This window comes from Pseudoalteromonas sp. T1lg23B (assembly GCF_002964665.1).
Classification (GTDB): Bacteria; Pseudomonadota; Gammaproteobacteria; order Enterobacterales; family Alteromonadaceae; genus Pseudoalteromonas.
Genome location: NZ_PQBZ01000034.1, coordinates 467,483 through 491,318 on the forward strand (window position 1 = coordinate 467,483; position 23,836 = coordinate 491,318).

At 43.3% G+C, this 23,836-nt stretch carries 16 protein-coding genes and 1 pseudogene; 11 read left to right on the forward strand and 6 right to left on the reverse strand.

The genetic code is table 11. The features are described from left to right. Positions 1-62: 62 nt before the first annotated feature. Positions 63-1,025, reverse strand: a complete 963-nt coding sequence (locus C2M32_RS10525; RefSeq protein ID WP_105168387.1) for a GlxA family transcriptional regulator — start codon at positions 1,023-1,025, stop codon at positions 63-65. A gap of 96 nt (positions 1,026-1,121) precedes the next feature. Here C2M32_RS10525 and C2M32_RS10530 point away from each other — a divergent pair, with 96 nt between their 5' ends. Then, positions 1,122-1,547: an MAPEG family protein gene (locus tag C2M32_RS10530; RefSeq protein WP_105168388.1), complete on the forward strand. Its 426-nt coding sequence runs from the start codon at positions 1,122-1,124 to the stop codon at positions 1,545-1,547. Between the two features lie 105 nt (positions 1,548-1,652). Continuing rightward, positions 1,653-3,092 carry a 16S rRNA (cytosine(1407)-C(5))-methyltransferase RsmF gene (gene rsmF, locus C2M32_RS10535; RefSeq protein WP_105168389.1) on the forward strand — a complete coding sequence of 480 codons (1,440 nt, stop codon included), beginning with the start codon at positions 1,653-1,655 and terminating at the stop codon, positions 3,090-3,092. A 252-nt stretch (positions 3,093-3,344) separates the two neighbouring features. On the opposite strand, the gene C2M32_RS10540 is transcribed toward rsmF, so the two are convergent. Genes C2M32_RS10540 through C2M32_RS10550 form a run of 3 tightly spaced genes read right to left on the reverse strand, consistent with a single transcriptional unit; the run spans position 3,345 to position 6,792 of the window. Further along, positions 3,345-4,847, reverse strand: a complete 1,503-nt coding sequence (locus C2M32_RS10540; protein ID WP_105168390.1) for an aldehyde dehydrogenase (NADP(+)) — start codon at positions 4,845-4,847, stop codon at positions 3,345-3,347. Between the two features lie 26 nt (positions 4,848-4,873). Beyond that, positions 4,874-5,875, reverse strand: a complete 1,002-nt coding sequence (locus tag C2M32_RS10545) for a 4-hydroxyproline epimerase (RefSeq protein ID WP_105168391.1) — start codon at positions 5,873-5,875, stop codon at positions 4,874-4,876. Between the two features lie 5 nt (positions 5,876-5,880). Further along, on the reverse strand, positions 5,881-6,792 hold the full coding sequence (locus C2M32_RS10550) for a dihydrodipicolinate synthase family protein (RefSeq protein WP_105168392.1): 912 nt from the start codon (positions 6,790-6,792) through the stop codon (positions 5,881-5,883). 253 nt (positions 6,793-7,045) lie between these two features. Here C2M32_RS10550 and C2M32_RS10555 point away from each other — a divergent pair, with 253 nt between their 5' ends. From C2M32_RS10555 to map, 4 genes and pseudogenes are all read left to right on the forward strand, one after another. Further along, the gene (locus C2M32_RS10555) at positions 7,046-8,290 is read left to right on the forward strand and encodes an NAD(P)/FAD-dependent oxidoreductase (protein ID WP_105168393.1); all 1,245 of its coding nucleotides are present in this window, start codon (positions 7,046-7,048) and stop codon (positions 8,288-8,290) included. 8 nt (positions 8,291-8,298) lie between these two features. Continuing rightward, positions 8,299-9,516, forward strand: coding sequence for a M24 family metallopeptidase (locus tag C2M32_RS10560; protein WP_105168394.1), 1,218 nt, complete (start codon positions 8,299-8,301; stop codon positions 9,514-9,516). A gap of 101 nt (positions 9,517-9,617) precedes the next feature. Continuing rightward, a pseudogene (locus C2M32_RS20825) lies at positions 9,618-9,782 on the forward strand (ParD-like family protein); the annotation flags it as partial. A gap of 121 nt (positions 9,783-9,903) precedes the next feature. Then, complete coding sequence (gene map, locus C2M32_RS10570; protein WP_105168396.1) at positions 9,904-10,689, forward strand: type I methionyl aminopeptidase; 786 nt, start codon at positions 9,904-9,906, stop codon at positions 10,687-10,689. A gap of 125 nt (positions 10,690-10,814) precedes the next feature. Here map and C2M32_RS10575 read toward each other — a convergent pair whose 3' ends face one another. Both C2M32_RS10575 and C2M32_RS10580 read right to left on the reverse strand, forming a co-directional pair. Continuing rightward, entirely contained in the window at positions 10,815-13,478 is a 2,664-nt protein-coding gene (locus C2M32_RS10575) for a TonB-dependent receptor plug domain-containing protein (RefSeq protein WP_105168397.1), read from the reverse strand. A gap of 378 nt (positions 13,479-13,856) precedes the next feature. Further along, positions 13,857-16,934 (reverse strand): error-prone DNA polymerase, encoded by a 3,078-nt coding sequence (locus tag C2M32_RS10580; RefSeq protein WP_105168398.1) that lies wholly within the window; start codon positions 16,932-16,934, stop codon positions 13,857-13,859. Between the two features lie 232 nt (positions 16,935-17,166). On the opposite strand from C2M32_RS10580, the gene C2M32_RS10585 reads away from it, so the two are divergent. The 5 genes from C2M32_RS10585 to C2M32_RS10600 all read left to right on the forward strand — a co-directional run bounded on the left by C2M32_RS10585 (position 17,167) and on the right by C2M32_RS10600 (position 23,675). Continuing rightward, complete coding sequence (locus tag C2M32_RS10585; protein WP_105168399.1) at positions 17,167-19,695, forward strand: TonB-dependent receptor plug domain-containing protein; 2,529 nt, start codon at positions 17,167-17,169, stop codon at positions 19,693-19,695. Positions 19,696-20,046: 351 nt separating this feature from the next. Beyond that, positions 20,047-20,208, forward strand: coding sequence for a hypothetical protein (locus C2M32_RS20525; RefSeq protein ID WP_158678202.1), 162 nt, complete (start codon positions 20,047-20,049; stop codon positions 20,206-20,208). 181 nt (positions 20,209-20,389) lie between these two features. Continuing rightward, positions 20,390-21,352, forward strand: a complete 963-nt coding sequence (locus C2M32_RS10590) for an ATP-grasp domain-containing protein (protein ID WP_105168400.1) — start codon at positions 20,390-20,392, stop codon at positions 21,350-21,352. A gap of 132 nt (positions 21,353-21,484) precedes the next feature. Next, complete coding sequence (locus C2M32_RS10595) at positions 21,485-22,495, forward strand: hypothetical protein (protein WP_442792714.1); 1,011 nt, start codon at positions 21,485-21,487, stop codon at positions 22,493-22,495. A gap of 13 nt (positions 22,496-22,508) precedes the next feature. Next, positions 22,509-23,675, forward strand: a complete 1,167-nt coding sequence (locus tag C2M32_RS10600; RefSeq protein WP_105168402.1) for a hypothetical protein — start codon at positions 22,509-22,511, stop codon at positions 23,673-23,675. Positions 23,676-23,836 lie beyond the last annotated feature (161 nt).

Genomic DNA, 23,836 nt, shown 5'->3' on the forward strand with positions numbered 1-23,836 from the left:
AAATATCACGAGATAATATATCACCACCAAGCCAACAAAGCTCAATAATAATCACTGCATTTTTAACCAAACTGAGCCCTGTACTCATTGAGCGTTTTTCCATATTGTTCTTTAAAGATGCGATTAAAAGAACCGATGTCCTGATACCCTAGCTGCCACGCTATGTCATTCGTATTCATGCGTGTAGTACGCAACAGCTGTTTTGCTTTTTCCAATCTGGCTAATCTCACATAATTTGCAGGCGTGAGACCTATTTGTTTTTGAAAGCGGCGGATTAACGTTCGTTCACTCACACTCAGTTGCTTAGCCATCAAGTCCACCGTTAATGTCTCGGATAAATTATTTTTGATGTAATTTTGTAAGGCCAGCAACCGCTCATCCTGATGTAGCTCAAATGCACCTATTTGCATATAAGGTTGCTGCGATGTTGTAAGTTCGGGAATGGCCAACCAAGACGCTAATTCATCCGCAAGCTCAATGCCACAGGTTTGACGAATAAAATGAAGCATCATGGGAAAGTAGCACTGTGCGGCCCCTGATGTGATCACCTTACCATCTTGCAAATACACTTTCTCCTGACTGACTTTCAACTGCGGAAAATAACGCTGATAGAAAGCCTTCAGCCACCAGCTACTGGTTACATGATATGGGTCTAAAAAACCACTGGTTGCTAAGTAGCACACCGATGTACAAGTCGCAATCGTATATTCACTGTTCTGAGCGAGCCTGTGGATTTGCTCTCGATAAGGTGCAAATACCTGACATGCATGCCACAACTTTTGTTGACCTTCGAATTGGCTGCCAATCCACAGCATAACGTCAGCGTGATGCAGATCAGCCAATTTGACATCACAAGTCATTTCCAAGCCCTGACTCGTCCTTACCTTGTTGGTCTCAATACCCACTAATTGCCAACTAAACAACGGCTTTTTCGCCAAGGTGTTAGCAACATTAAAGATGTCAATTACGCCCGTGATACCGGTTGCTAACGCACGGTCAGGGCAAATAATCGCTACGTGATACATGTGTCAGTTTTACCATTTAAAGTGTCATTAATGACACGTTAGCTTGATTAGCATCTGAGGTAAAGTAAATTAAGTTATCAACAAGAGGTTGTAGTTATGTGGGTTCACTATCCAATTATGTTTTTGATTTTATTGATGTGCTTTTTATGGTTGCTGACAGCGGGCTTACGTATTTCCGCTTTTAGGCGGAAACGAGTTTCCGCCTATGACATCCAATTTGTAGAAAAGCGTAACTTTGCGCAAACAACTACACTGGCAGGTAATAGCTATGACAATCAGTTTCAGCAATCAACGCTCTTTATTGTGTTGCTATGTTTACTAGAACAACAGAACATCGAGGGGCACTTTTGGTTCTTGGTGAGTACGTTCTTTGTAGTTGCGCGTTACTGGCATTGCTTTGAACACATCGTGTGTCGCAACCTATTAATGCGAACCATCGCTTTTGCACTGGCTAGTAGTTGTTTCTTTATCGCATGGTTTGCATACCTGTATATCAATATCACTGGTATCGTCTCACCTTAACACCTTTGAGCAGGTTAAATGCTGGGTTTTAAAAGGACTTTTAGCCCAGCCCTAAACAATGATAAAATAGCGGCTTGCTATAAATTCAACGCCTAGGTCATATTTTTGAATACTTCTACCTACATTCCAGAGTCATTTTTAGCTGACGTTAAGAGCTATATTCCTGATCACCTAACGATAGAAGATTTCGTAAAGGCTTGCCAAAGCCCTCTACGACGTTCTGTTCGCGTCAACACTTTAAAAATGTCGGTTGTAGAGTTTGAACAATATTGCCACGCTAATGATTGGCATATTGAACCTGTTCCTTGGTGCGATAATGGATTTTGGTTAATACGCCCTGACGCAGAAGAAGAGAAGTTACCCATAGGCAACACCGAACTACACCTCAGTGGCTGTATTTATGTACAAGAAGCGAGCTCTATGTTGCCACCTATGGCATTAGCTCACGCACTTGAGGATAGTCAGTTTGTGTTAGATATGGCAGCCGCACCTGGCTCCAAAACATCACAATTAGCGGCGATGATGGACAATCAAGGTGTTCTGATTGCCAACGAACTCTCATCCTCACGCGTTAAGGTGCTGGCGGCTAATATGAAGCGAATGGGCGTTGCCAACTGTGCGTTATCTCATTTTAACGGTACAATCTTTGGCGACTATATGTTTGAGTGCTTCGACAGCATTTTACTAGACGCTCCTTGCTCTGGTGAAGGTACAGTTAGAAAGGATGCTGATGCGCTAAAAAACTGGTCACTCCAATCAAATATCGATATTAGCGATGTTCAAAAACAACTGATCCGCAGCGCATTTTTCGCATTGAAACCTGGCGGCACACTGGTTTACTCAACTTGTACGCTCACACCGATAGAAAACCAAGCCGTCTGCGCTTATTTGCTAGAACAGTTTAAAGGGTTCATCGAAATCGAGCCGTTGGATAAGCTATTTGAAGGCGCGCAAAGAGCCACCACAGAGCAAGGGTATTTGCACGTATGGCCACAAATTTTTGATAGTGAGGGCTTTTTTATCGCCAGATTTAAAAAGACTGGCTCTGTCGATAATCCAGAACAAAAAATAAAGAAAGGTGTATTTCCGTTTACCCCTACCGACAGCAAATTGCACAATACGTTCCATGCTTACATCAAAAAGCATTTTGGTATCAAAGTGTTAAATGGCACTTTGATGACCCGAGATAAGGAGTTATGGTTGTTCCCTGAGGGTTTGGAACAGCTGCAAAATAAAATAAAGTACGCCAGATTGGGCATACAGATTGGCACGACCCACAAAAATGGCGTACGTCTGGAGCATGAATTTGCCACTGCTCTTGGCCATTACGCGAATGACAATACCCTCGCCATGAGCCAACAACAAGCCTGTGATTACTTTCAAGGAAAGGACATCCGTCTTGCACAACCCACAACAAAGACTGGTGAAGTTATTTTGACTCTGTGTGGTGCTCCCGTTGGCTTAGGAAAATGGCAGAAGAATAAAATAAAAAACAGTTTACCGCGTGATTTAGTGAGTAATGCGCAGTTGATAACTTGGGTATAACTTGAAGATATCTTTTGGGTATTTTTAGATTAAATCGGCATATAAAAGATAATCAATTGATTTATATTAACTTTAAATATATTTCATATGTTTGTAAGTTTTGTGAATAGTTAACTACACTTAAGTTACTTTCTACTTCTCCCTAATGTATAGAAGGTGTTTTTAAGTAACGCATTGGCTCATATGAGCCATCCCCTAAACCCAGAGCATCCCTTTGCTCTGGGTCTTTTTTTGCTTAACATTTATCAACAATCATTCAGCCCGTTGACGGCATAATGGCCTTAAAAATCGCTGCATAGCATTGAGACCAACCGATGTACTCCTTACATCTGTGCTTGATGGAAATGGCCCACCATGGTTCATCGAAGGACAGACTTCTACACCCGTAGGCATCTGATTTTCAATTAGTCTTCCGACTTTATACTGTAGTGCCTCAATCACTTTTGCATGATTGATAAAATCACCATCTGTACCATGTATTGACGCCGTTAACTGCCCTTGTAAGTTATCCACAAGCCGTATCAGTTGTGCTTCGTTTTCATACGTAACCAACATTGCGCACGGTCCAAACACTTCTTCATGCAACATCTCGTTAGCTAGATAGGTGTCTGCATCGGTAGCGAACAAATGTGCATTGGCGTGAAATGACTCTTGCAACTGCCCTTGCGCTAACAGGGTAACACCCGATGTTGCCGCAAGTGTTGCCACACTTTGTTTGAAGCTGTTCACTATGTTTGGTGATAGAAGCGTATCTGACAGACTACTACTTAATTGCTGCTTCACAGTCTCAACAAAGGCATCACTGCCCTTAGGCACCACCCACAATCCTGGGCTTGTACAAAATTGGCCATTCCCCATCAGTAAAGATTGACATAATTGCGTAGCCAACGCTTCACTCTGCTGCGCCGCACGCTGGGTAAAAATCAACTGTGGGTTAATACTGCCAAGTTCCCCATAAAATGGAATACGTTCGTCGCGTTTGGCGATGGTATCCATCAATTTTTGGGCGACTGTGAACGACCCAGTAAAGCCAACCGCTTTGATTGGCGGCGCTGCGACCAACTGGTGCGCAATATCATAGCTTTTCGCTTGGATCATTGAAAAAACCCCAGCCGGCATATTGGTATTAGTGATTGCCCTATCTATCGCTTTGGTCATCAATTCACTGGTAGCAGGGTGTGCCGTGTGGCTTTTCATGATCACAGGACATCCCGCCGCTAGCGCTGACGCAGTATCACCACCGAGTGTTGAAAAAGCATAAGGGAAGTTAGATGCGCCAAACACTGCCACCACACCTACTGGTAAATGAGTCAACTGAGTATACGGCTTAGGCAAAGGCGTACGATTTGGATCCGCTTCGTCCTGTTGACTTAAGTTGAGCACACCATTGTTACTTTGCTCCAAGGCTTGAGCAAAAGCACGCAGTTGATTAACTGTGCGCCCTCTTTCGCCTTGTAATCGGGCAACCGGCAAATTTGTTTCTTCATGAGTCACATGGATAAGAGCCTCACCCAGCGCTTCAATCTCATCTGCGATAGCAAATAAAAATGTCGCACGTTGCGCAAAGCTGGTTTGTCTGTAGCTAACAAATGCCTGCTCTGAGGCCGCTATCGCATCATCTAACATCTGCGGTGTGGCTTCATAGATTGGGGTTGTTAACGGCTGATTGTGCTTTGGAGAAAAGCCAAAAAACGCCTGTGCATTTTCGGCTTTTTGCCATTGTCCAGCGATATAACTTGCACCGCTTATCTCCATGGTTTGCTCCTGTTATTTTGTTTGGGTTAAATCACTTGGAAGCCAAAAGCATAAGGATCACTGTCATCCACGCTAATGTTGCTAGTACCTGTTACTTTTGACCATCCTCGGATACTGGGTAAAATTGCTGATTTTCCAGCCACTTCTGTTACACCTTCTATGCAGCCAACAAACTGACTGCCAATATAGCTTTCATGCACAAATGACTGACCAACCTGAAGCTGGCCTTTGGCAAACAATTGGGCCATTCTCGCACTGGTACCAGTGCCACAGGGTGAGCGATCAATGGCTTTGTCGCCATAAAATACCGCATTGGCTGCGCTTGAATCCGCATGTTTGGGCTGTCCGGTCCAAAGTACATGTGACGCGCCGTTGACCGTAGCATCCAGCGGGTGAATACACTGCAGGGTTTGATTAACCACTTCGCGTACTTTGGGGCTGTGTTTTAATATCTGCGCCGCATTCCAGTGCTCAATACCGGGAAAATTAGGCTGAGGTTCGACAATGATGTAAAAATTACCACCATAAGAAATATCAACCTTTAAGCTACCTAGCTCAGGCACCTCAATCATCACGCTTTCGTAAGCAAGATAAGCGGGCACATTGAATATTTTGACCCAATGCACTGAGCCATTTTCCATCAAATATTCGACATTGACTCGGCCTGCCGGCGTATCTAGCTTTAATTGGCTGTTATGGGTTGGTTGAATAAGACCTTGCTCTAGAGCAAATGTCACCGTGCCTATCGTGCCATGACCACACATGGGTAAACAGCCTGATGTTTCAACAAATAAGATACTTGCATCACCATCGCAGGTTGTGGGCGGATAGATAAATGAACCTGACATCATATCGTGACCTCTAGGCTCAAACATTAATGCCTGACGGATCCAATCAAACTCGGCCATAAAGTGCTGACGCTTTTCACTCATTGTGTCACCCCGCAAATTGGGGTGACCGCTGGTGATCAAGCGCACAGGGTTGCCACAAGTGTGGCCATCAATACATGAGAATGTCCCTTTGCGCATACACGTTAATCCAGTTTGAACTTACTAAGATCAATACGCGTCGTCATCGCTTCGTCATATAGACGATTGATCATCGCTTTTTCATCTTCAGGCAAGCTTAAACGAGGCGCACGCGTTACCTCTGAGCCTCGACCCGCCAATTGTTCTGCGTATTTAATACACTGTACTAACGTTGGGATAGTATCTAAACGGAGTAAAGGTAAGAACCAACGCCAAATCTCTTTTGCTTCTTCATAACGCCCTTGACGCGCAAGTTCATAGATAGCGACTGATTCTCTTGGGAATACATTGGTTAAACCCGAGATCCAACCCGTTGCTCCTAACATCAGACTCTCAAGCGCGATATCATCAACTCCGCCGAAAATAATAAATCTATCCGCAAACGCGCTTTGTAGCTCAGTGATACGACGCGTGTCTGTCGTCGCTTCTTTGATGGCTACAATATTTTCCTCATTCGCCAGTACCTTCATGCCTTCGATTGAAACATCAACGCCATAAGTGACGGGGTTGTTGTAAATCATCACAGGCAAAGACATGCTGCGCGCGATTTGTTGATAATGATAAATTGCTTCTCGCTCTGTTGAGCGGTACACCATCCCTGGAAGCACCATTAGGCCGTCAATGCCGATTTTTTCCGCATCTTGGCAAAACTCAATGGCAAACTGAGTGGTTGTTTCTGCAACACCAGTAAGTAGAGGAACACGGCCTGCTACCACTTCTTTTGCAGCTTTTAGAACATCGCGCTTTTCTTCAGCACGTAATGAACAATTTTCTCCGACAGTACCCAATACGATGATGCCATGTACACCTTCGTTAATCAGTGCATCTATCATGCTCTTTGTTGTTTCAAAGTTAATACTACCGTCGTCATTGAATTGAGTGGTAACTGCTGGGTAAACCCCTTGCCATTCGATCATTTTATTTGTTCCTCATTGGTTTTTGTGTTTACCATCTTAGGTATATTGTATACAATAATCAATATTCAAATGTGAAATTTATTTTTATTAACCCTAACAAAAACGAAAAACAAAATGTAACAATCTGAATTTTAATGATTAAATCATCATTCACTGCGTAAAATAAAATCTATCAGATGGTTAAAATAGACAGATACAATTTGGAAAACTCGCACGTTTCACTTCCAAAGTGTGTTCTGCAGAGGAAAAATGCATGGCCCCAAAAAAACAAAATATAGCAGTCATTGGCGCGGGTATAGTCGGCTTATGTACAGCAAAAAGGCTGCAAGATTTAGGCTTTTCAGTTACTTTATTTGACCCAGCAGGCATTGCTCAGCGCTGCTCAAAAGGCAATGCTGGACACTTTGCATCAGAGCAAGTATTTCCGCTTGCCAGCGCAAAATTGCTCCCCAAACTACCGAGCATGTTGCTTAATCCTCTAGGTCCTCTGAGAATTGACTGGCGCTATGCATTGAAAATGCTGCCTTGGTTTTTCAACTTTCTATTGAATATGCGCCCCACTCCATTTAAAAAACATACGCAGGCGCTTAGAGCGCTTAATGAATCTGCGCTTGCGGCTTACCAAGAGCTACTCGCTGATTGCGACTATGGTTCACTCATTACTAAAAATGGTTCATTGCTCACGTTTGAAACCAGTTCTGCAGAGCAGGTAGAAAAAACCTATCTTGCGTTTAAAGCACAAGGCGTTTCAGTTGAGTGGTTAAAAGGTAAAGAGATACAGGCACTTGAACCTACGCTAAGTGACAATGTCAACCATGCCTTATTGTTTTGCGATGTCGGCCATAGCAGTGACCCCCATGCGTTGTGTCTGCATATTTATCAATGCTTTGCGCAAAGTGGTGGGATGTTTGCTCGCACCCACATCACAGAGGTCACACCTCAATCCACTCAAGTGACGTTATTAACTGATAAAGGCGAGCATCTAACATTTGATAAAATCGTTTTATGTACAGGCGCTTGGAGCAAAGCATTGGCGAAACAGCTGGGTTTCAAAGTGCCATTAGACACCGAGCGAGGCTACCATGCTATGTTGAACACACACGGAGCTTTGTCGCGTCCAGTTGCATCTGCTGAAAGACAGTTTATCATCACTCCCATGCAATCGGGGTTACGATTAGCTGGTACTGTTGAATTTGCAGGGCTAGATGCACCAGAACGAAAAGAAAGAGCAACCATGTTACTTGCCCACGCTCAGCAACTTGTTCAGGGACTTGAGCAAAACCAAGTGACACAAACGTGGATGGGATGTCGTCCCTCGTTACCAGACTCCCTGCCCGTTATTTGCCAATCACCAAAGCATGACAGTATTTTATTTGCGTTCGGCCACCAGCATTTAGGTCTGACACAAGCAGCCATCACCGCAAAACTCGTTGGCCAACTATGTATGGGTGAACAACCCGATCTTGATTTAACCCCCTACAGAATCGATCGATTTTAGGAGTAAATATGACAACAATAGGTATAGGTACACACTCTCAGCAGCAAGCTCTCGATACATTAGATGATATGACTCAAGGGGTGCAAGCCATTCAATATAATGAATACTTGGAGCGTATCGAAAAAGCACAGAGTTACATGCAGCAACATGGTATTGACGCCATTTACCTCAATGCTGGCACTAACTTGAAGTATTTTACGGGAATGCAATGGTATGCCAGTGAGCGTATGGTTGGTGCCATCTTACCTGCATCTGGCGCTGTTGAGTTTATTGCGCCTACTTTTGAAATCGGCTCGTTACTGGATTATCAAGTCGTTGAAGGCCCTATTAATGACTGGCAAGAACATCAAAGTCCATATGCGTTGTTTGCTCACGTACTTGAAAAAATGGGGATTAGCCAAAACGCTACCATTGGTATTGATGAAAGTACCGCATTTTTTGTTGCTGATGGCATTCGCAAAGCTGCACCCACACTTAATTTAATTAATGCTCAGCCGGTTACGGCTCATTGTCGAATGCACAAATCAGACAACGAGTTGGCACTTATTCAGCGCGCCATGGATATGACGTTAGCGGTCCATAAAGCAACTGCAAGCATGTTATATGAAGGGATCACCACCACCGAAGTTGAAGCCTTTATTAACAAAGCTCACAAAAAAGTAGGTGCACCTGGTAATTACTTTTGCATCGTGCTATTTGGCAAAGCCAGCTCGTTCCCACATGGTGTTAAAGAGCCGCAAGTACTGAAAAAAGGCGATATTGTGTTGGTTGATACCGGCTGTAAACTTGAAGGTTATCTCTCTGATATTACACGTACTTATGTGTTTGGTGAAGCGAGCGAGCGTCAACGTACCATGTGGCAACATGAGAAAAACGCTCAACTAGCTGCGTTTGAAGCTGCTCAAGTCGGCAAGCCGTGTGGTGATGTGGATCATGCAGCTCGTAGCTACTTAGCGTCAGTTGGCCTTGGCCCTGATTACGACTTACCGGGCTGCCCACACAGAACTGGGCATGGGATTGGTATGGATATTCACGAGTGGCCGTATTTGGTTAAAGATAACCCACAGCCGCTGGCCAAGGGCATGTGTTTTAGTAATGAACCTATGCTAGTTATTCCCGATGAGTTTGGGGTGCGTCTTGAAGATCATTTCTATATGACCGAACAGGGTCCAAAATGGTTTACACAACCAAGCCACAGCATTGATGACCCATTTGGACTAGGTTAGTCAGATAATTAAATAACTGTAAAAGGGGGCAAACATGCCCCTTTTCTTTTTTCAATTATAAATATACACTTTATATATAAAACATATATAAGGTGTATATTTTGGGTATTGTTAAAATTTCCGATGAACTTCATGAAGAATTACGTACTACATCGCATGTGATGTCCCGTTCAATTAACTCCCAAGCTGAGTTTTGGATTAAAATGGGCCGCTTAGCTGAACTCAATCCTGATAAAACATTTGTGCAACTCATTCAAGCTGAGCTCGTTCGAGCCGAGCAAATTCATGCCGAGCAAATTCATGCCGAGCAAATTCATGCCGAGCAAGTTCATGCCGAGCAAGTTCATGCAGAACAAACCCAAAACATAAGCAAGCTGGGAGCCTCGGATGAGTGATGTGGTCATTAAAACCGATGAACAAATAGCTTTGATGCGCGAATCGGGCAAACTCTTGGCTCAGGTATTTGTGATGCTTGATGAGGTAGTTAAGCCCGGTATGTCAACGATGAAGATCAACAACCTTGTGGATCAATTTATCACCCACGAGCTTAATGCACGCCCCGCTTCCAAAGGCCAATATGGCTACCAATATGCACTTAATAGCTCAATTAATGACGTGGTTTGTCACGGGATGCCAAGTGATGCTCAAGTGTTAACTGATTCCGACATTGTTAATTTCGATATCACTCTTGAGAAAAATGGCTACATTACAGACTCAAGTAAGATGTACGTGATGCCCAATGCCAGTGACGCTGCAAAACAGCTTGTGAGTGTGACGCAGCAGGCAATGTGGCAAGCAATCAAGCTGGTTAAACCCGGTGCCAGATTGGGTGATATTGGCCATATCATCGCAAAAATAGCCCACCAGAATGGCTATAGCGTGGTACGAGAGTATTGTGGCCATGGCATTGGTCAGCAGATGCATGAAGCCCCAGATGTACTTCATTTCGGTAAACCCAATACGGGCTTAAAATTACAATCTGGCATGACCTTTACCATCGAACCTATGATCAATCAGGGCAGCGCAAAAACCATCACCAAAGCCGATGGCTGGACCGTAGTGACTAAAGATAAACGTCTATCTGCACAAACCGAACATACTATTTTGGTCACTGATACAGGCTTTGAGGTGCTCACCCTGCGTCCAGAAGAAGCTCCATGGATGGCTGACTAATAATCGTAGGTTGGAAAAGCGCAGCGCCTTCCAACGTCTGTAGAGATGTAACAATATCAATACCTATTATTTTTATACAAAAAAGCCCGGCTATACCGGGCTTGTTACTTTTGGTTGTTTAGCAATTAGAACTTGTAGTCAAACTTGAAGTAAGCCTGACGGCCAAGGGTACTGTGTGTTTTAGCGTCAATACCCATCGCGTCAGAAGGCACAAATGGTGCTTCTTCGTTAAATAGGTTCGCTGCCCCTAACGTCAAGGTTAAGTCTTTAAAACCAATGTAGCTAACAGTTACGTCATACGTTGTCCAAGAGTCAATCTCGTACTTGTTACCTTCGCTGTCTGCTAAGTCATTGTATGAATCAATGAAGTTGATGTTTAACGTTGCTAACCAGTCGTTGTTTGCCCAGTCTACACCCGCCGTCCAACGGAATTGTGGATGCTCATGTTCACCGTTTAAGTCTTCAACCACAATGCTGGTGTTACCGTCATCATCACTTTCAAAAGACTGCTCTTCAAAGTTCAGAGCATAAGTCAGGTTGTAGGTAAACTTGAACTCACCCATGCTTTGTGTGTTCAGCGCATACGCAAGGTTTACGTCAAAACCGTCTGTGTCTCGACCACCAATGTTAACGAATGTATCGTTGATTCTTAAGATACGACCCAAAGTGCTACCTTGCATTGGAGCACGAACAACTAAGTTAGGATCGGTACCACAACAATCTACTAGCTTCTGCGCGCCGATTTTCTTGATCAAGTCGTCTTGATCATAGTTCCAGTAATCTACACCAATACTGAAATCATCCGTCGCCTGCCATACTACACCTAAGTTGTAGTTTTCAGATGTCTCTGGTTGTAGCTCTTTGTTACCTGCAACCACAGCTGTGTACTCTGTTGGTTCACAGTCAGCCTCAGCGCCCGTTTGACGACAACGCTCTTTATCGATAACAGAAGGTGACTCATCAGTACGACCTAAGTGCAGCTGTACAAGTGATGGTGCTCTAAATGCTGTACCCCATGAACCACGTACTACCAATGAATCAATCGGTGCCCAACGGAACGCCACTTTCGGGTCTGTTGTTGTACCAAAGTCGCTGTAATCTTCATGACGAACGGCTAATTGTAGTTCTAGTGTATCAAGCACTGGCACACTGAATTCAGCGAATACCGCGGTGTTATCTCTATCACCGTTTGCTTGAGTCGCTTCTGTACCAAATATTTCACCGCGTAGGTATTGTGAATCAGGGTTATCTTCGATTTTTTCACGACGTGATTCAAAACCGAATGCCGCAGCAACATAACCCGCACCTAGCTCAAATAATTCACCCGAAATCGTACCATCGACCGATTGCATGGTTGATGAGCCATAACGCGTGGTTGTTGTCTCAAAATATGCTAAACCTTCAGCGGTATTTGTACTTGGTTCAAACGGGTTCCATAAACCCATATCAATTGCTTCTTGCGCTAAACGCTTGTTAGGGAAGCCATCAAAACCTTTTTCAACTGCACTAGAACGGATAGTCGAGTATGCAACTTCCCAATCCCAGTCTTTGTAGTTACCACGCGCACCAATCACAGCACGGTAGTACTCAGAATCTACGTCTTTTTTACGGTTACCGATATCAACGGTACGACGACGCATAGAAATATCAACGCCATGTAAGAAATGCGAAGGATCATCAGCTAAAGGATGATTAGGGTTATCACCCATCATGGTTAATTCAGTGAAGCTTGGGCTACCCGCACCTTGAATAAAGGTAGAAGCGTGCTGCGCTGCAAACTCAGCAAAGCCTTCAACGCCGTCAGCCAGTTCTTGTACGCCGTTATAACTAAAGCTAACACGTTCTGTTGATGGGATTAAAGTCATGTGTGGTGCATAATCGTAACGACAGATATCACCAATAATCATTTCTTCAGGACAGGTATCATTGCCCCATACGTCAGCAAAAATAGTTTGGCGAATAGGCGTGCCATCATCTGCTGTGCCTGTGACTGGTAATCGAGCCCACTGCTCATCAGTCAGCATACCTCTAACCACTTCCACGCTACCTGGGAAACCAGATGAGCTCAGTGAGTTGTTACCGCCTCTAAAACGCTGATCCGCAGTAGCGGTATAGTCTCTGTCACCGTAAAAAACGTCACCACGCTTGAAATAATCCAACGCGAAGTTATGTTGACCTTTATCAGTCGATGAACCCCATAGTAATGTGAAGTTTTGCTCTTCACCACCGCCATCAGCTGTGTCTGATACTTTGCCTGATAATTCAAAGCCATCGATATCATTACGTAAAATGATGTTGATAACCCCAGCAACCGCATCTGAACCATAAGTCGCCGACGCACCGTCTTTTAGAATATCGATACGTTTTACAGAAGAGACTGGGATGGTATTTAAGTCCACGAATGATGTTTCAATGTCTTTTGCAAACGGGCTTACTGCCACGCGGCGACCATTAATTAAAACGAGCGTTGAAGATGCGCCTAAACCTCTTAGTGCCACACTTGAACCACCGTTCGCCGTATCATCACTTGAGTTACCTTGCGTACTAAATGTACCAGCGCCTGATACTGGTAACTTTTGCAACGCACCTATTAAGTCTGTTGAACCTGTTGCTGCGAGGTCGCCCGCTGAGATTGATTGAATTGGAGATGGGCCTTCCATGTCCGTACGTTTAATGTGAGAGCCGGTAACTTCAATGCGCTCAACTTTTTCATCCGCTGCCACTGCCAGTTGTGTTTGGCCTAGTAACATGGCCGCTGACAATGCACTTAATGTAAATATTGGTTTCATTGTTTGCTTTTCCCTGTTGTAGTGTAAGTTATTGTTTTAATTAACCTGCATTGTTCTATCACATATTTACGCAGTGTACAATTCGACACTTTTCTAACATTTTTCAACGCATAATTTTTATTTACGCAAGCAAAAGAAAAAATAGAAATTGAAAATCAACAAGTTATTAACTACATCAAATGCTTTTCTAAAATTTTTTCATACAGACAAATTAACGACCAATATCATTTTTTTTACGACCAAAATGTTACATTTGATGTCTGATGCTAAAAAATGCACAAAAAGCCAGTGCCATTAAAAAGACACAAACGCTCACTTGTCCCGAACAAGCCACTCCATTATTTACATTTTAAAAACAATAAGGTGGGTTTTAGTCAACTAATGAAATTGTCTAGATTCACTTTTCAAAGCCTGTAATAGATCACTGCGATCGATCAATCTACCAGCGATGATGTGAGTGACTCCAGCGCTGCGTTCTAACACCCCTTTAACCTCTAATATTTTTGCGCTCAAATATGCCTGTTTCTGTGCCCGTGCTGTTGCTGACCACACCACCACATTGATATTGCCTGTATCATCCTCTAAGGTAAAAAATGTGACTCCAGCAGCAGTGCCTGGCGCTTGTTTACCCGTTACCAAACCAATCACAGTAACAAGTTGTTGGTCCGCTATCTCGCCAAGCTGGGCCATACGCGTAAATCGCTCTAAGCGTCCTGCTTCATCCAATAGCGTAACTGGGTGTTTATGTAGTGTCAGGCCCATAACTGCATAATCCTCAAGCACGTTATCTAGTTCACTGCCCTCACCTAACGGCGCTAAAGTTGGCGTGTCAGAGATGTCGCTATTAGCAAATAAAGGTAAGTCCATATCCTTGTCCATCAACTGCCATCGTGCGCTGTAGCGACCACCAGCAAAACATGCCAAAGCGTTTCCTGAAGCAAGTAACTCCATGCTGGATGATTTTACCCCTGCCTTGCTTAATTGCTGGATATTTTGATACCCCCCTTCAGGGCGATGTGCTAGCAGCGTTTTAATCGCATCTGCTTTTAGTCCTTTTATCATTCTCAAACCCAAGCGAATCGCAAAACTGTGTTTTGCTTTTACCACTTCATGATCTCGATTTGAGGCATTCACACAGACAGGTAAAATGGTAATTCCATGACGTTGTGCATCCTGACATAGCTGCGAGGCACTATAAAAGCCCATGGGTAGGCTATTTAACAAGGCTGTGTAGAAAAAAGCCGGAAAGTAATATTTCAGCCAAGCCGAACTATAAGCCAATACAGCAAAAGAAGCAGAATGACTCTCTGGAAAGCCATATTCTCCAAAACCACAGATCTGAGCAAAGATCTGCTCTGCGTAGCCTCTTGAGTACCCTCTTTGTTGCATACCGTTTAGTAACTTATCTTTAAATTGCCAAAGCTCGCCGGTTTTTTTCCACGATGCCATAGCACGGCGTAGCTGATCTGCCTCGCCACCGCTAAACCCTGCAGCAACCATCGCCAGTTTAATTACCTGTTCTTGAAATATCGGCACTCCCAAAGTACGAGACAGCACAGACTTTACATCATCGGATGGATAGCTCACCGGCTGCTTACCTGCGCGACGCTGCAAAAATGGGTGTACCATTTTGCCTTGAATTGGGCCCGGTCGCACAATGGCGATTTGAATAACTAAGTCGTAGTAACACGCTGGTTTTAATCTCGGTAACATACTCATTTGTGCACGAGATTCTATTTGAAAAACACCCACGGTATCCGCATGTTGCAACATACCATAAACTTGTGGGTCATCCCCTAAACGCGTGATATCCGCAATGTTCCAGCCATAACCAAAATGCTGCGCAATAGAGTCAAAAGACTTTCTAATTGCACTCAACATACCCAGCGCCAAAATATCAACTTTCAGTAACGACAAACTCTCAAGGTCGTCTTTATCCCATTGGATCACTGTACGAGCTTCCATGGCTGCGTTTTCAATAGGCACCAGCTCATACAAAGGCCCTGATGAAATAACAAACCCACCTACATGTTGAGAAAGGTGCCGAGGAAACCCCAAAATCTCATCCACCAGCTCAATAAAAAGCTGCCCCTGATAGGAATTAGCATCCAATCCCAGCTCACTCAATTGTGATTGCCAAGATACAAGCTTATCTCGACGATTAACCTGCTTAATAAAGTAATCTAGCTGTGTACTGTCCATCGCCAGTGCTTTACCCACGTCCCGCACCGCGCTTTTAAAACGATAGGTGATCACTGTTGCTGCAAGTGCAGCCCGTTCTCGACCGTACTTTTGGTAGATATATTGGATCACTTCTTCGCGGCGATGGTGCTCAAAATCAACGTCAATATCCGGCGGCTCATTACGCTCTTGACTGATAAAACGCTCAAATAGCACCGAGATCTGTCGAGGATCAACGGCGGTAATTTGCAAGCAGTAACACACCACTGAATTGGCCGCAGAGCCTCGGCCTTGATATAAAATGCCCTGTCGCTTGGCGAACATAACCACATCATGAATTGTTAAAAAGAAATAGGGATAATTCAGCTGCTCTATCAGCGACAGTTCCTTTTCTATCAGCGCAGCAATGTCATCGGGTACACCATCTGGAAAGCGAAGTTGCTTACCTTCATTCACCAAATAGCGTAAATAGCTCATTGCACTGTGACTCTGTGGGACTAATTCACTGGGGTATTCATAGCGCAGACTTCCTAAATCAAAAGTGCACTGCGCGGCAATATCACAAGCGGTGTCTAACCACTGACGAGTAAACAATTTGCTCAGTTTAACTTTACTGCGCAACGCACGCTCGGTATTTGATAGCAGCCTCTGTCCTAATTCATTCACAGCGCAGTTATGTCGGATCGCTGTGAGTGTATGTTGCAGCTTTTGTCGCTCACCAACGTGCATCAATACCCCACCACAGGCTGTAACTGTCAGCGAGTATTGCTTTGCAAGTTGCAAACAGTGATTAATATACGCTTTATCAAGATGGTTAAGATGCCGCTGCACACCCAGCCATACCCGTCCTTGATGATATTGCTTAAGCCAAGCAGCCCAATGAGCGTCTTGTTCATCATAAGCTGGAAGCCAAATAATAAAACACTGCTTTACAGACAAAATATCCCATAGTTCCAATGTATAGCTGCCCTTATCACAGCGCTTTCTCGCATTACTGATCACGCGACATAGCTCCGCATAGGCCTGACGGTTAGGACTGAGTAAAACAAACTGTAGCGATTGATATTTGAAAAAGCTGCCAACTATCAGCTTAATGGATAGCTTGTTATCTTTTATGGCTCGGTATGCGCGTACTACTCCAGCGACAGAACACTCGTCACAAATCGCCAGCGCATCATAGGCCAAAAAGTCAGCTTGTTTGATGAGTTCTTCTGGGTGAGAAGCGCCTTGTAAAAAAGAAAAGTTACTTTGGCAAAATAATTCGGCATAGCGCATAGATGAACAAAATAAAAATACTGTACATAAATACAGTATTCGGTATTTTGCGGTAAATATCAATGATCCATTGACAAGTACACTGAGCCCTAAATGACCATAGCTAAAACCACAGAAAAAATTATTAAATATTTCTGATTTAAAAACAAAGTCATTGCACAGCATTTTTTTTTATGACAACGTGCAGTCGCACAATGCAATTAGATTAATAACAATCAACAGAGTAGTAGTTATGACAGGACCTATTAAACTTTCTCCGGTGGCGCTCGCGTTATTTGCAAGCACCTGCGCAATGGCCCAACAGGCCAATGACGAAAAAATTGAAACCATCTCCGTGCTTGGTTCCAAAGTGTCAAACCGTACCGCCACAGAATCAACCTCCCCAATCGATATTTTAGATACGAAGCAGCTCAACAAGGGCGGCTTTACTGAACTGGGCCAGAGCTTACAATCCATTGCCCCGTCGTTTAATTTTAGCCGAACTCAAGTCTCTGACGGCTCAGATTTATTTCGCCCTGCAACACTCAGAGGCCTACAACCTGATCAAACATTGGTATTGATCAATGGTAAACGCAGACATACGCAGGCTATATTTGGCCTTTCTGGCACGGTCGGTGCTGGTGCTGCGGGTACGGATATGAACTCAATTCCATTAATGGCACTAAAGAATGTTGAAATTTTAAGAGACGGTGCTGCCGCTCGTTACGGCTCAGATGCAATTGCGGGCGTTATCAACTTATCACTGAATGACAGTACTGGCGTTACCACTGGCTTTTTCCAAGCTGGCGCAACTGGCGAAGGAGATGGCGATACTTACTCTTTCGGTCTTAACCGTGGTTTTGACTTGGGTAACGAAGGCGGATTTATTAACTTCTCATTAGAGTACCGTGACGGAGATGGTACCAACCGAGCCGAACGTGACACAGGCGGATCATCAACGATAGCCCCAGGTGAACTATCAGATGAAGTACGTTGGCGTCAGGGTAACTCAGACACCGAATTTGTTTCTGTGTTCTATAACGCCGCATTGCCTGTTGGCAACAAAGAGCTTTACTCTTTCGCGGGGTTCTCAAACCGCACCGCTTTTGGTAACGGCTTCTATCGCGATTTTAATCGTGCTGAAAGAAACGTCCCACAGGTTTATCCGGACGGTTTCCTGCCTAGGATCGACAATGAAGCACAAGATATTTCTTTTGCGGTAGGTTTCAAAGGTGAGCTAAGCCCAGATTGGAACTTTGACTTATCGACCGTATACGGTGAAAACCAATATGATTACTCATCGTCAAACACCATCAATGCTTCTTACGCTGCACAGTACTTAGCAGAAAATCCTAATGCATCGGCGCAAGATATTGCCGACAACGCAGGTCCAACAGGCGGTTACTCAGGTGGTTTTAGATTTGACCAATGGACAACAAATTTAGACATCAATGGTATTATTGATGTCTCTGGCGCAGAGCCGATTTACCTGTCGATTGGTGCTGAGTACCGCAAAGAAAACTACCAAATTGTACCCGGTGAAGTGGCATCTTATGCCTGTGGTATTGCCAATGCCGACCGCTCATTCCCATCGGTTATCGACCCTGAGGTATTTGCTGATTGTGGTTTTCAAGCCTATCAAGGGCTTAGACCAGATGCTGCCAATAAAGCGGACCGTTCAAGCTATGCTCTCTACGTTGAAGCTGAGACTCTGCTAAATGAAGACTGGTTGGTGAGTGCGGCACTACGTTATGAAGACGTATCAAACTCAAATGACGATACCATCTGGAAACTCGCAACTCGCTATGAAGTAACCGAAGACTTTGCTGTACGCGCCGCGGCATCTACTGGATTCAGAGCCCCGTCTCTTCAACAATCTGGGTATACGGCTTTTACCACCACATTGGGTGGTGATGGCTCACTGGCAACCTCTTATACAGCAACAGCAGGTTCGCCGTTCCCAGCTGCACTTGGCGTCGATGGCTTAAAACTAGAATCATCAGATAACTACAACTTGGGCTTTGCGTGGGATGCGAGCAGTGATTTATCAATCACCTTAGATTTCTATCAAATCAAAATCTATGACCGTATCAATCTAGGTAGCTTCATTGGTGTTGATAGCGATGAGTTACAAAACTTCCCAGTGGCTAATACTGCATTGGCGGCGACAGGTGCTGTACAAGGTAACTTTTTCTCTAACTCGCTAGACTCAACAACCAAGGGCGTGGATTTTATTGCCTCTTACAGCCTTGAGTTGGCTGGGGGAGATTTAGACATCGCCTTTGCTGCAAACAAGAATAAGACAACAATCGATCGTGTTAATTCGCCAGCAGGGATCCCTGAGACTATCGCATTAGATGAACAGCGTCGTTCATTCTTAACGCATGGACAACCACAAGAGCGTGCTACCTTAACTTTTGATTATCAAAAGGATAAATGGAGTTCTTTAGTAAGATTCAACTACTTTGGCGAAACCGAAGTCAGCTACTTTGCTGGCAAACACATCGCGCTGCCTGATTTCTTATCACCTACCAACGACTGGCAAGACACCAGTGTGGTTGAATCAGCAGTGCTGGTTGATGTGAATGTAGGCTATCAGCTGAACGACAACATTAACCTGTCGATGGGTATTGATAACCTCTTTGACGAAACACCAGATGAACTGGGTGAAGACGAAGTGCTTAACTTTATCACCAATGGCGCCATGCGCTATCCCCTGCGCGCATTGCCATATGGCTTTGACGGTATGACCTACTACGCGAAGGTGAATTTTAGTTTTTAACTCACTTTGCAGCGGCGGTGTATACCGCTGCTGCTTTAACCCCTTTATTGGAACTAGCTGCAAAGTGCATACTCCACCAGCTATTAAAGTGCATTCAACCAAGTTCAAATCGATGTTATCTTCTCTGTTCACCAACAAATCCCTACAATATTAATGTGAAATTTAAATTACCAATTTGTTGACTAAAGGTTAACTTGATACTTAAATTGATCTTAAAGCACGGCGCTGCGCTTTCAGACACTAAATAGCTGTATCGTGTTTATCTTTTCAACTAGATAATCACCTACTCTAGCTTTGCGACAAGCAAAGAGTGTCATTTCAACCATATTAGTTTTAATAAGGAATATTAAGATGACAGAGAAAACCACGCCCACTACTTTTGAACCCATTGATTCTGAAGAGCTCCTAGCTCAAGTATCAGGTGGCAATTTAGCGCCTTTAAATACAGCAACATTAACAGATAGTTGTGATAAGAGTGTCTGCGATACCGAATGGGATAACGGACACCTGTAGGTGATTAGTTAATTCAAACACCCTATAGAATGGGATTGTAAGATAAAGCACACGGTTTAGTGTCATACGATTCCATTCTTATTCTAGGCTTAACAACCGAAAATTTTCATAAGTAAGCCGACTCCCATGCCAGTAGTATTTATCGTACTGCTTTTGATACTGATAATGAGCATAACACGCTATGATCTTGATTCTTTCACAGCTTATCGAACCTAATACCTCAGAGATTATAGATATTCTCAATTTCTATAATAAGCCTTGGTTTCGTTTAAATGGTGAGGATGTTCCCACAAATATTCACTTTGAATATGATTTAAACGGCGGCTCAAAAATTGAGGACGTTTCAGGCATTAACAATATAAACACTTTAGATCTCGATAAGGTGAACTCGGTTTGGGCTCGCCGACGTGGTGCTATTACCCCCAACAATCAATTACCTGAGAATCAACAACGGTTTGTTGTTGATGAATGTTTAACCTTATATAAAGGGTTGGAAAGTCTCACCTCAGCGAGATGGATGAACAACCCTTGGTGTGATGACAAAGCAAATAACCCTATCGTGCAACTACGTATTGCAAAAAAAGTCGGGCTCACTATTCCCAATACGACCATTACCCAAAGCAAGGCTATCGCAGATAAATTCTACAGCGCTTGTAATGGCGATGTTATTACCAAACGAATTATGAAAGCCCCCATATCTCACTATGGGTTTTCCATGGTTTTTACTAGCCCAGTGACCGATGAACATACACAAGACTTTTCTAATTTAGAGCTATGCCCAACACTACTCCAATCTAGAGTCGACCGGCTACTTGAATTGAGAATAACGGTGGTCGGTAATAAGCTGTTTAGCGCCGCCACTGAAATTGACTTACATAACAATTACAAAGTCGACATTCGAGAATCTGATTTACAGAAAGTTAATTATTTTCCCTATCAACTACCCGAAAGTATTCAACAAAAGCTGCTGCTATTTATGACAGAGCTGGGCTTAGTATTCGGTGCGATTGATATGATCTTGACCAAAAATAATGAGTACGTATTTATTGAATTGAACCCCATCGGACAATGGGGTTGGGTAGAAAGCGCTACGGGCCTGAAAATTACCGAAGCCGTTGCCCAGTGGCTTATGCAGGAGGACTAACATGCCATTTGTATTACTATTTCAAACCAAGCCTATTTCCCTCGCACATCCACTTACCTACTATGATTGTTTATACGCGGGAAAAATAGAGAAAAAGCGGTTCACATTTTAGAGGGAGTTATCATAGTGAAAATGATCATAAGTCCCGCTGTAACGTGGTGTAAAGGATATAAAAATGCGCTGCTGATGCATCTACATGACGAAAAAGTACAGTCCGTTCCATTGAGTGTGCTTGAGGTTATTGAGTACATTGCACACTGTCAAAGTACAAACTACCAAGACGTACTGATCCGCTTCAGTGAACACGCTGATGTGGTCAAAGGCTATTTGGATTTTCTATTACAAAAACAATGGTTGCTAGAAGTTCCTGACTTCGTAGATTATCAGCCTATCAGCATCGAACCCAGCGCCATTCTAAAAACCAGAAACTTCTATTTGGAAGTCAGCGATAATACTTCGCTAAGCTGGTTTGAAGATATCGCTCTGTGGCTTAGAAAACACAGGGCAACTCATAGCTTGATTATTAGCCTAAGTGACGAAAGTGAAAAAACACAGTCAGTCGCATCCGATATAATTAAGCGTGCTCGAAACCTTGGCTATAACCAGTGTGGTATTTTACTTTCTCAACACATTAAGAATGAAAATATCTATGATGGTATGAGCGGAGATTTGGATTTCTTTTTAGCCCAGCAAAATGCAGCTTCTAGCACACATATTAATCATGTAGAAGTCATTACACTCACCAAAGACATTGTTCACAAAGGCAGTCACTTACAGTCGAATTTATATAGCTGTAGACACAATAAACTTGGTACCTATCGCGCCGATAATATTTTTATCGATAAAAATAAAGCAATTTACCCACACCCTTTTGATCTATATTTACTTGGTAGAGCAAAAAACAGTTTGAATTTAAGCCAAGTGATTAATGGCCCCAAAGCGCATTCCTATTTCTTTATGAGTAAAGACAAAATAGATAAGTGCCGTATTTGCGAATATCGCCTAAGTTGCACGAATTCTTTATGGAATAGACAAGATAAAGATGTTTTAAGTTCTGCACCAAAGAACTGTACTTATGACCCAATAGTAGGGGTTTGGCACGACACTCCTGTTACAAATACTGCTTACAAACTAGAAGCATAAGAGAGCAAAAATAATGAACAGAGTCGTTTTACTGCTTTTGATATTATTTACGACAAACGATGCAGGTGCCATTGAGTTGCACCCTGAAGTCGTCGCGATTCAAACTGACTTAATTAACTTAGGCACACATAAAAATGTGGGGGAAGTGTTTGAGCGTCATCAAAGTGTGCTTGTTGAAAACGATTTAGATACGCAGTCTCGAGATTTAATTCATCAATTTATTGCCACGTATTTTTCTTTTATTGGCTTACATCAGCGGGCAGAACGCCTGTATCAGTTCGGTCAATCTATTTCACAGCAGCAAGCTTTAGACAACTTTACGGCGTACGATGCACTGGATGAGATCACAACGCTTGCTAAGCAAAATAAATTACTTATGGTGAACGAGGCGCATCATATTCCAAAGCACCGATGGCTTACCAAAGAGCTGTTAATACGCCTAAAAAGCGAGGGCTATTCGTATTTAGCGCTTGAAGCATTGGCTAAAAAAGACGAACAACGTATCAATAAACAAGGTTATGCCACTAATCAAAGTGGTATATATATGCGTGATCCCGCATTTTCAGAGCTAATAAGCATTGCAAAAGAGTTAGGTTATACTCTAGTCAGCTACGATAAATATACTTACGATAGAGAAAAGGAAGGTGCGGAAAATATCATCAACAAAACATTTGCGCTCGACCCTGACGCCAAAGTCATTGTGCATTGTGGCTATAGCCATATTGATGAAAAACACAAGCTAGCCAGCGTATTGGCTGCAAAGTTGAATATTGACCCATTAACCATTGACCAAACAGCGCTGCTATCTACACACATTACAGGTATAACTAAAGTGGCACCGGTCGTATTCAAATCTGAATCAGATCAATATTGGCAACCAACTGGCAGTCATTTTGATATTGCCGTTTACTGGCCGAAGCAAGCAAAAATTGCTAATAGACCCGCATGGTACATGGCTAATCATCAAAGCCGAAGGTTAGACGAAACATGGTGTAACAACACTTATCCATGCTATGTTGAGGTAGGTAAAAACATAAACAATGCCATTCCATTTGACAGATATTTGTGGTTGAACCCAGCTAACCCTGCCTACGTACGCATGCGTCCTGATGACGCTATTTTTGTGTATGACAAATCAGGAAAACTAATTCGACAACTAAACTCACCTTTTATTAAATAACAGCCTCTTCATCAGAAGAGTTTGATTAATCTGTACCTGTAATAAAAACCACTCTTACCGCTTGTAGGATAAGGGCCTGCTGTGAGTAGCTAAATCTCCCTCGATTAATTAGTGTTTTCTAAAACCTGACAAACGCTCTATAATTCCGACTTTTGAAACAA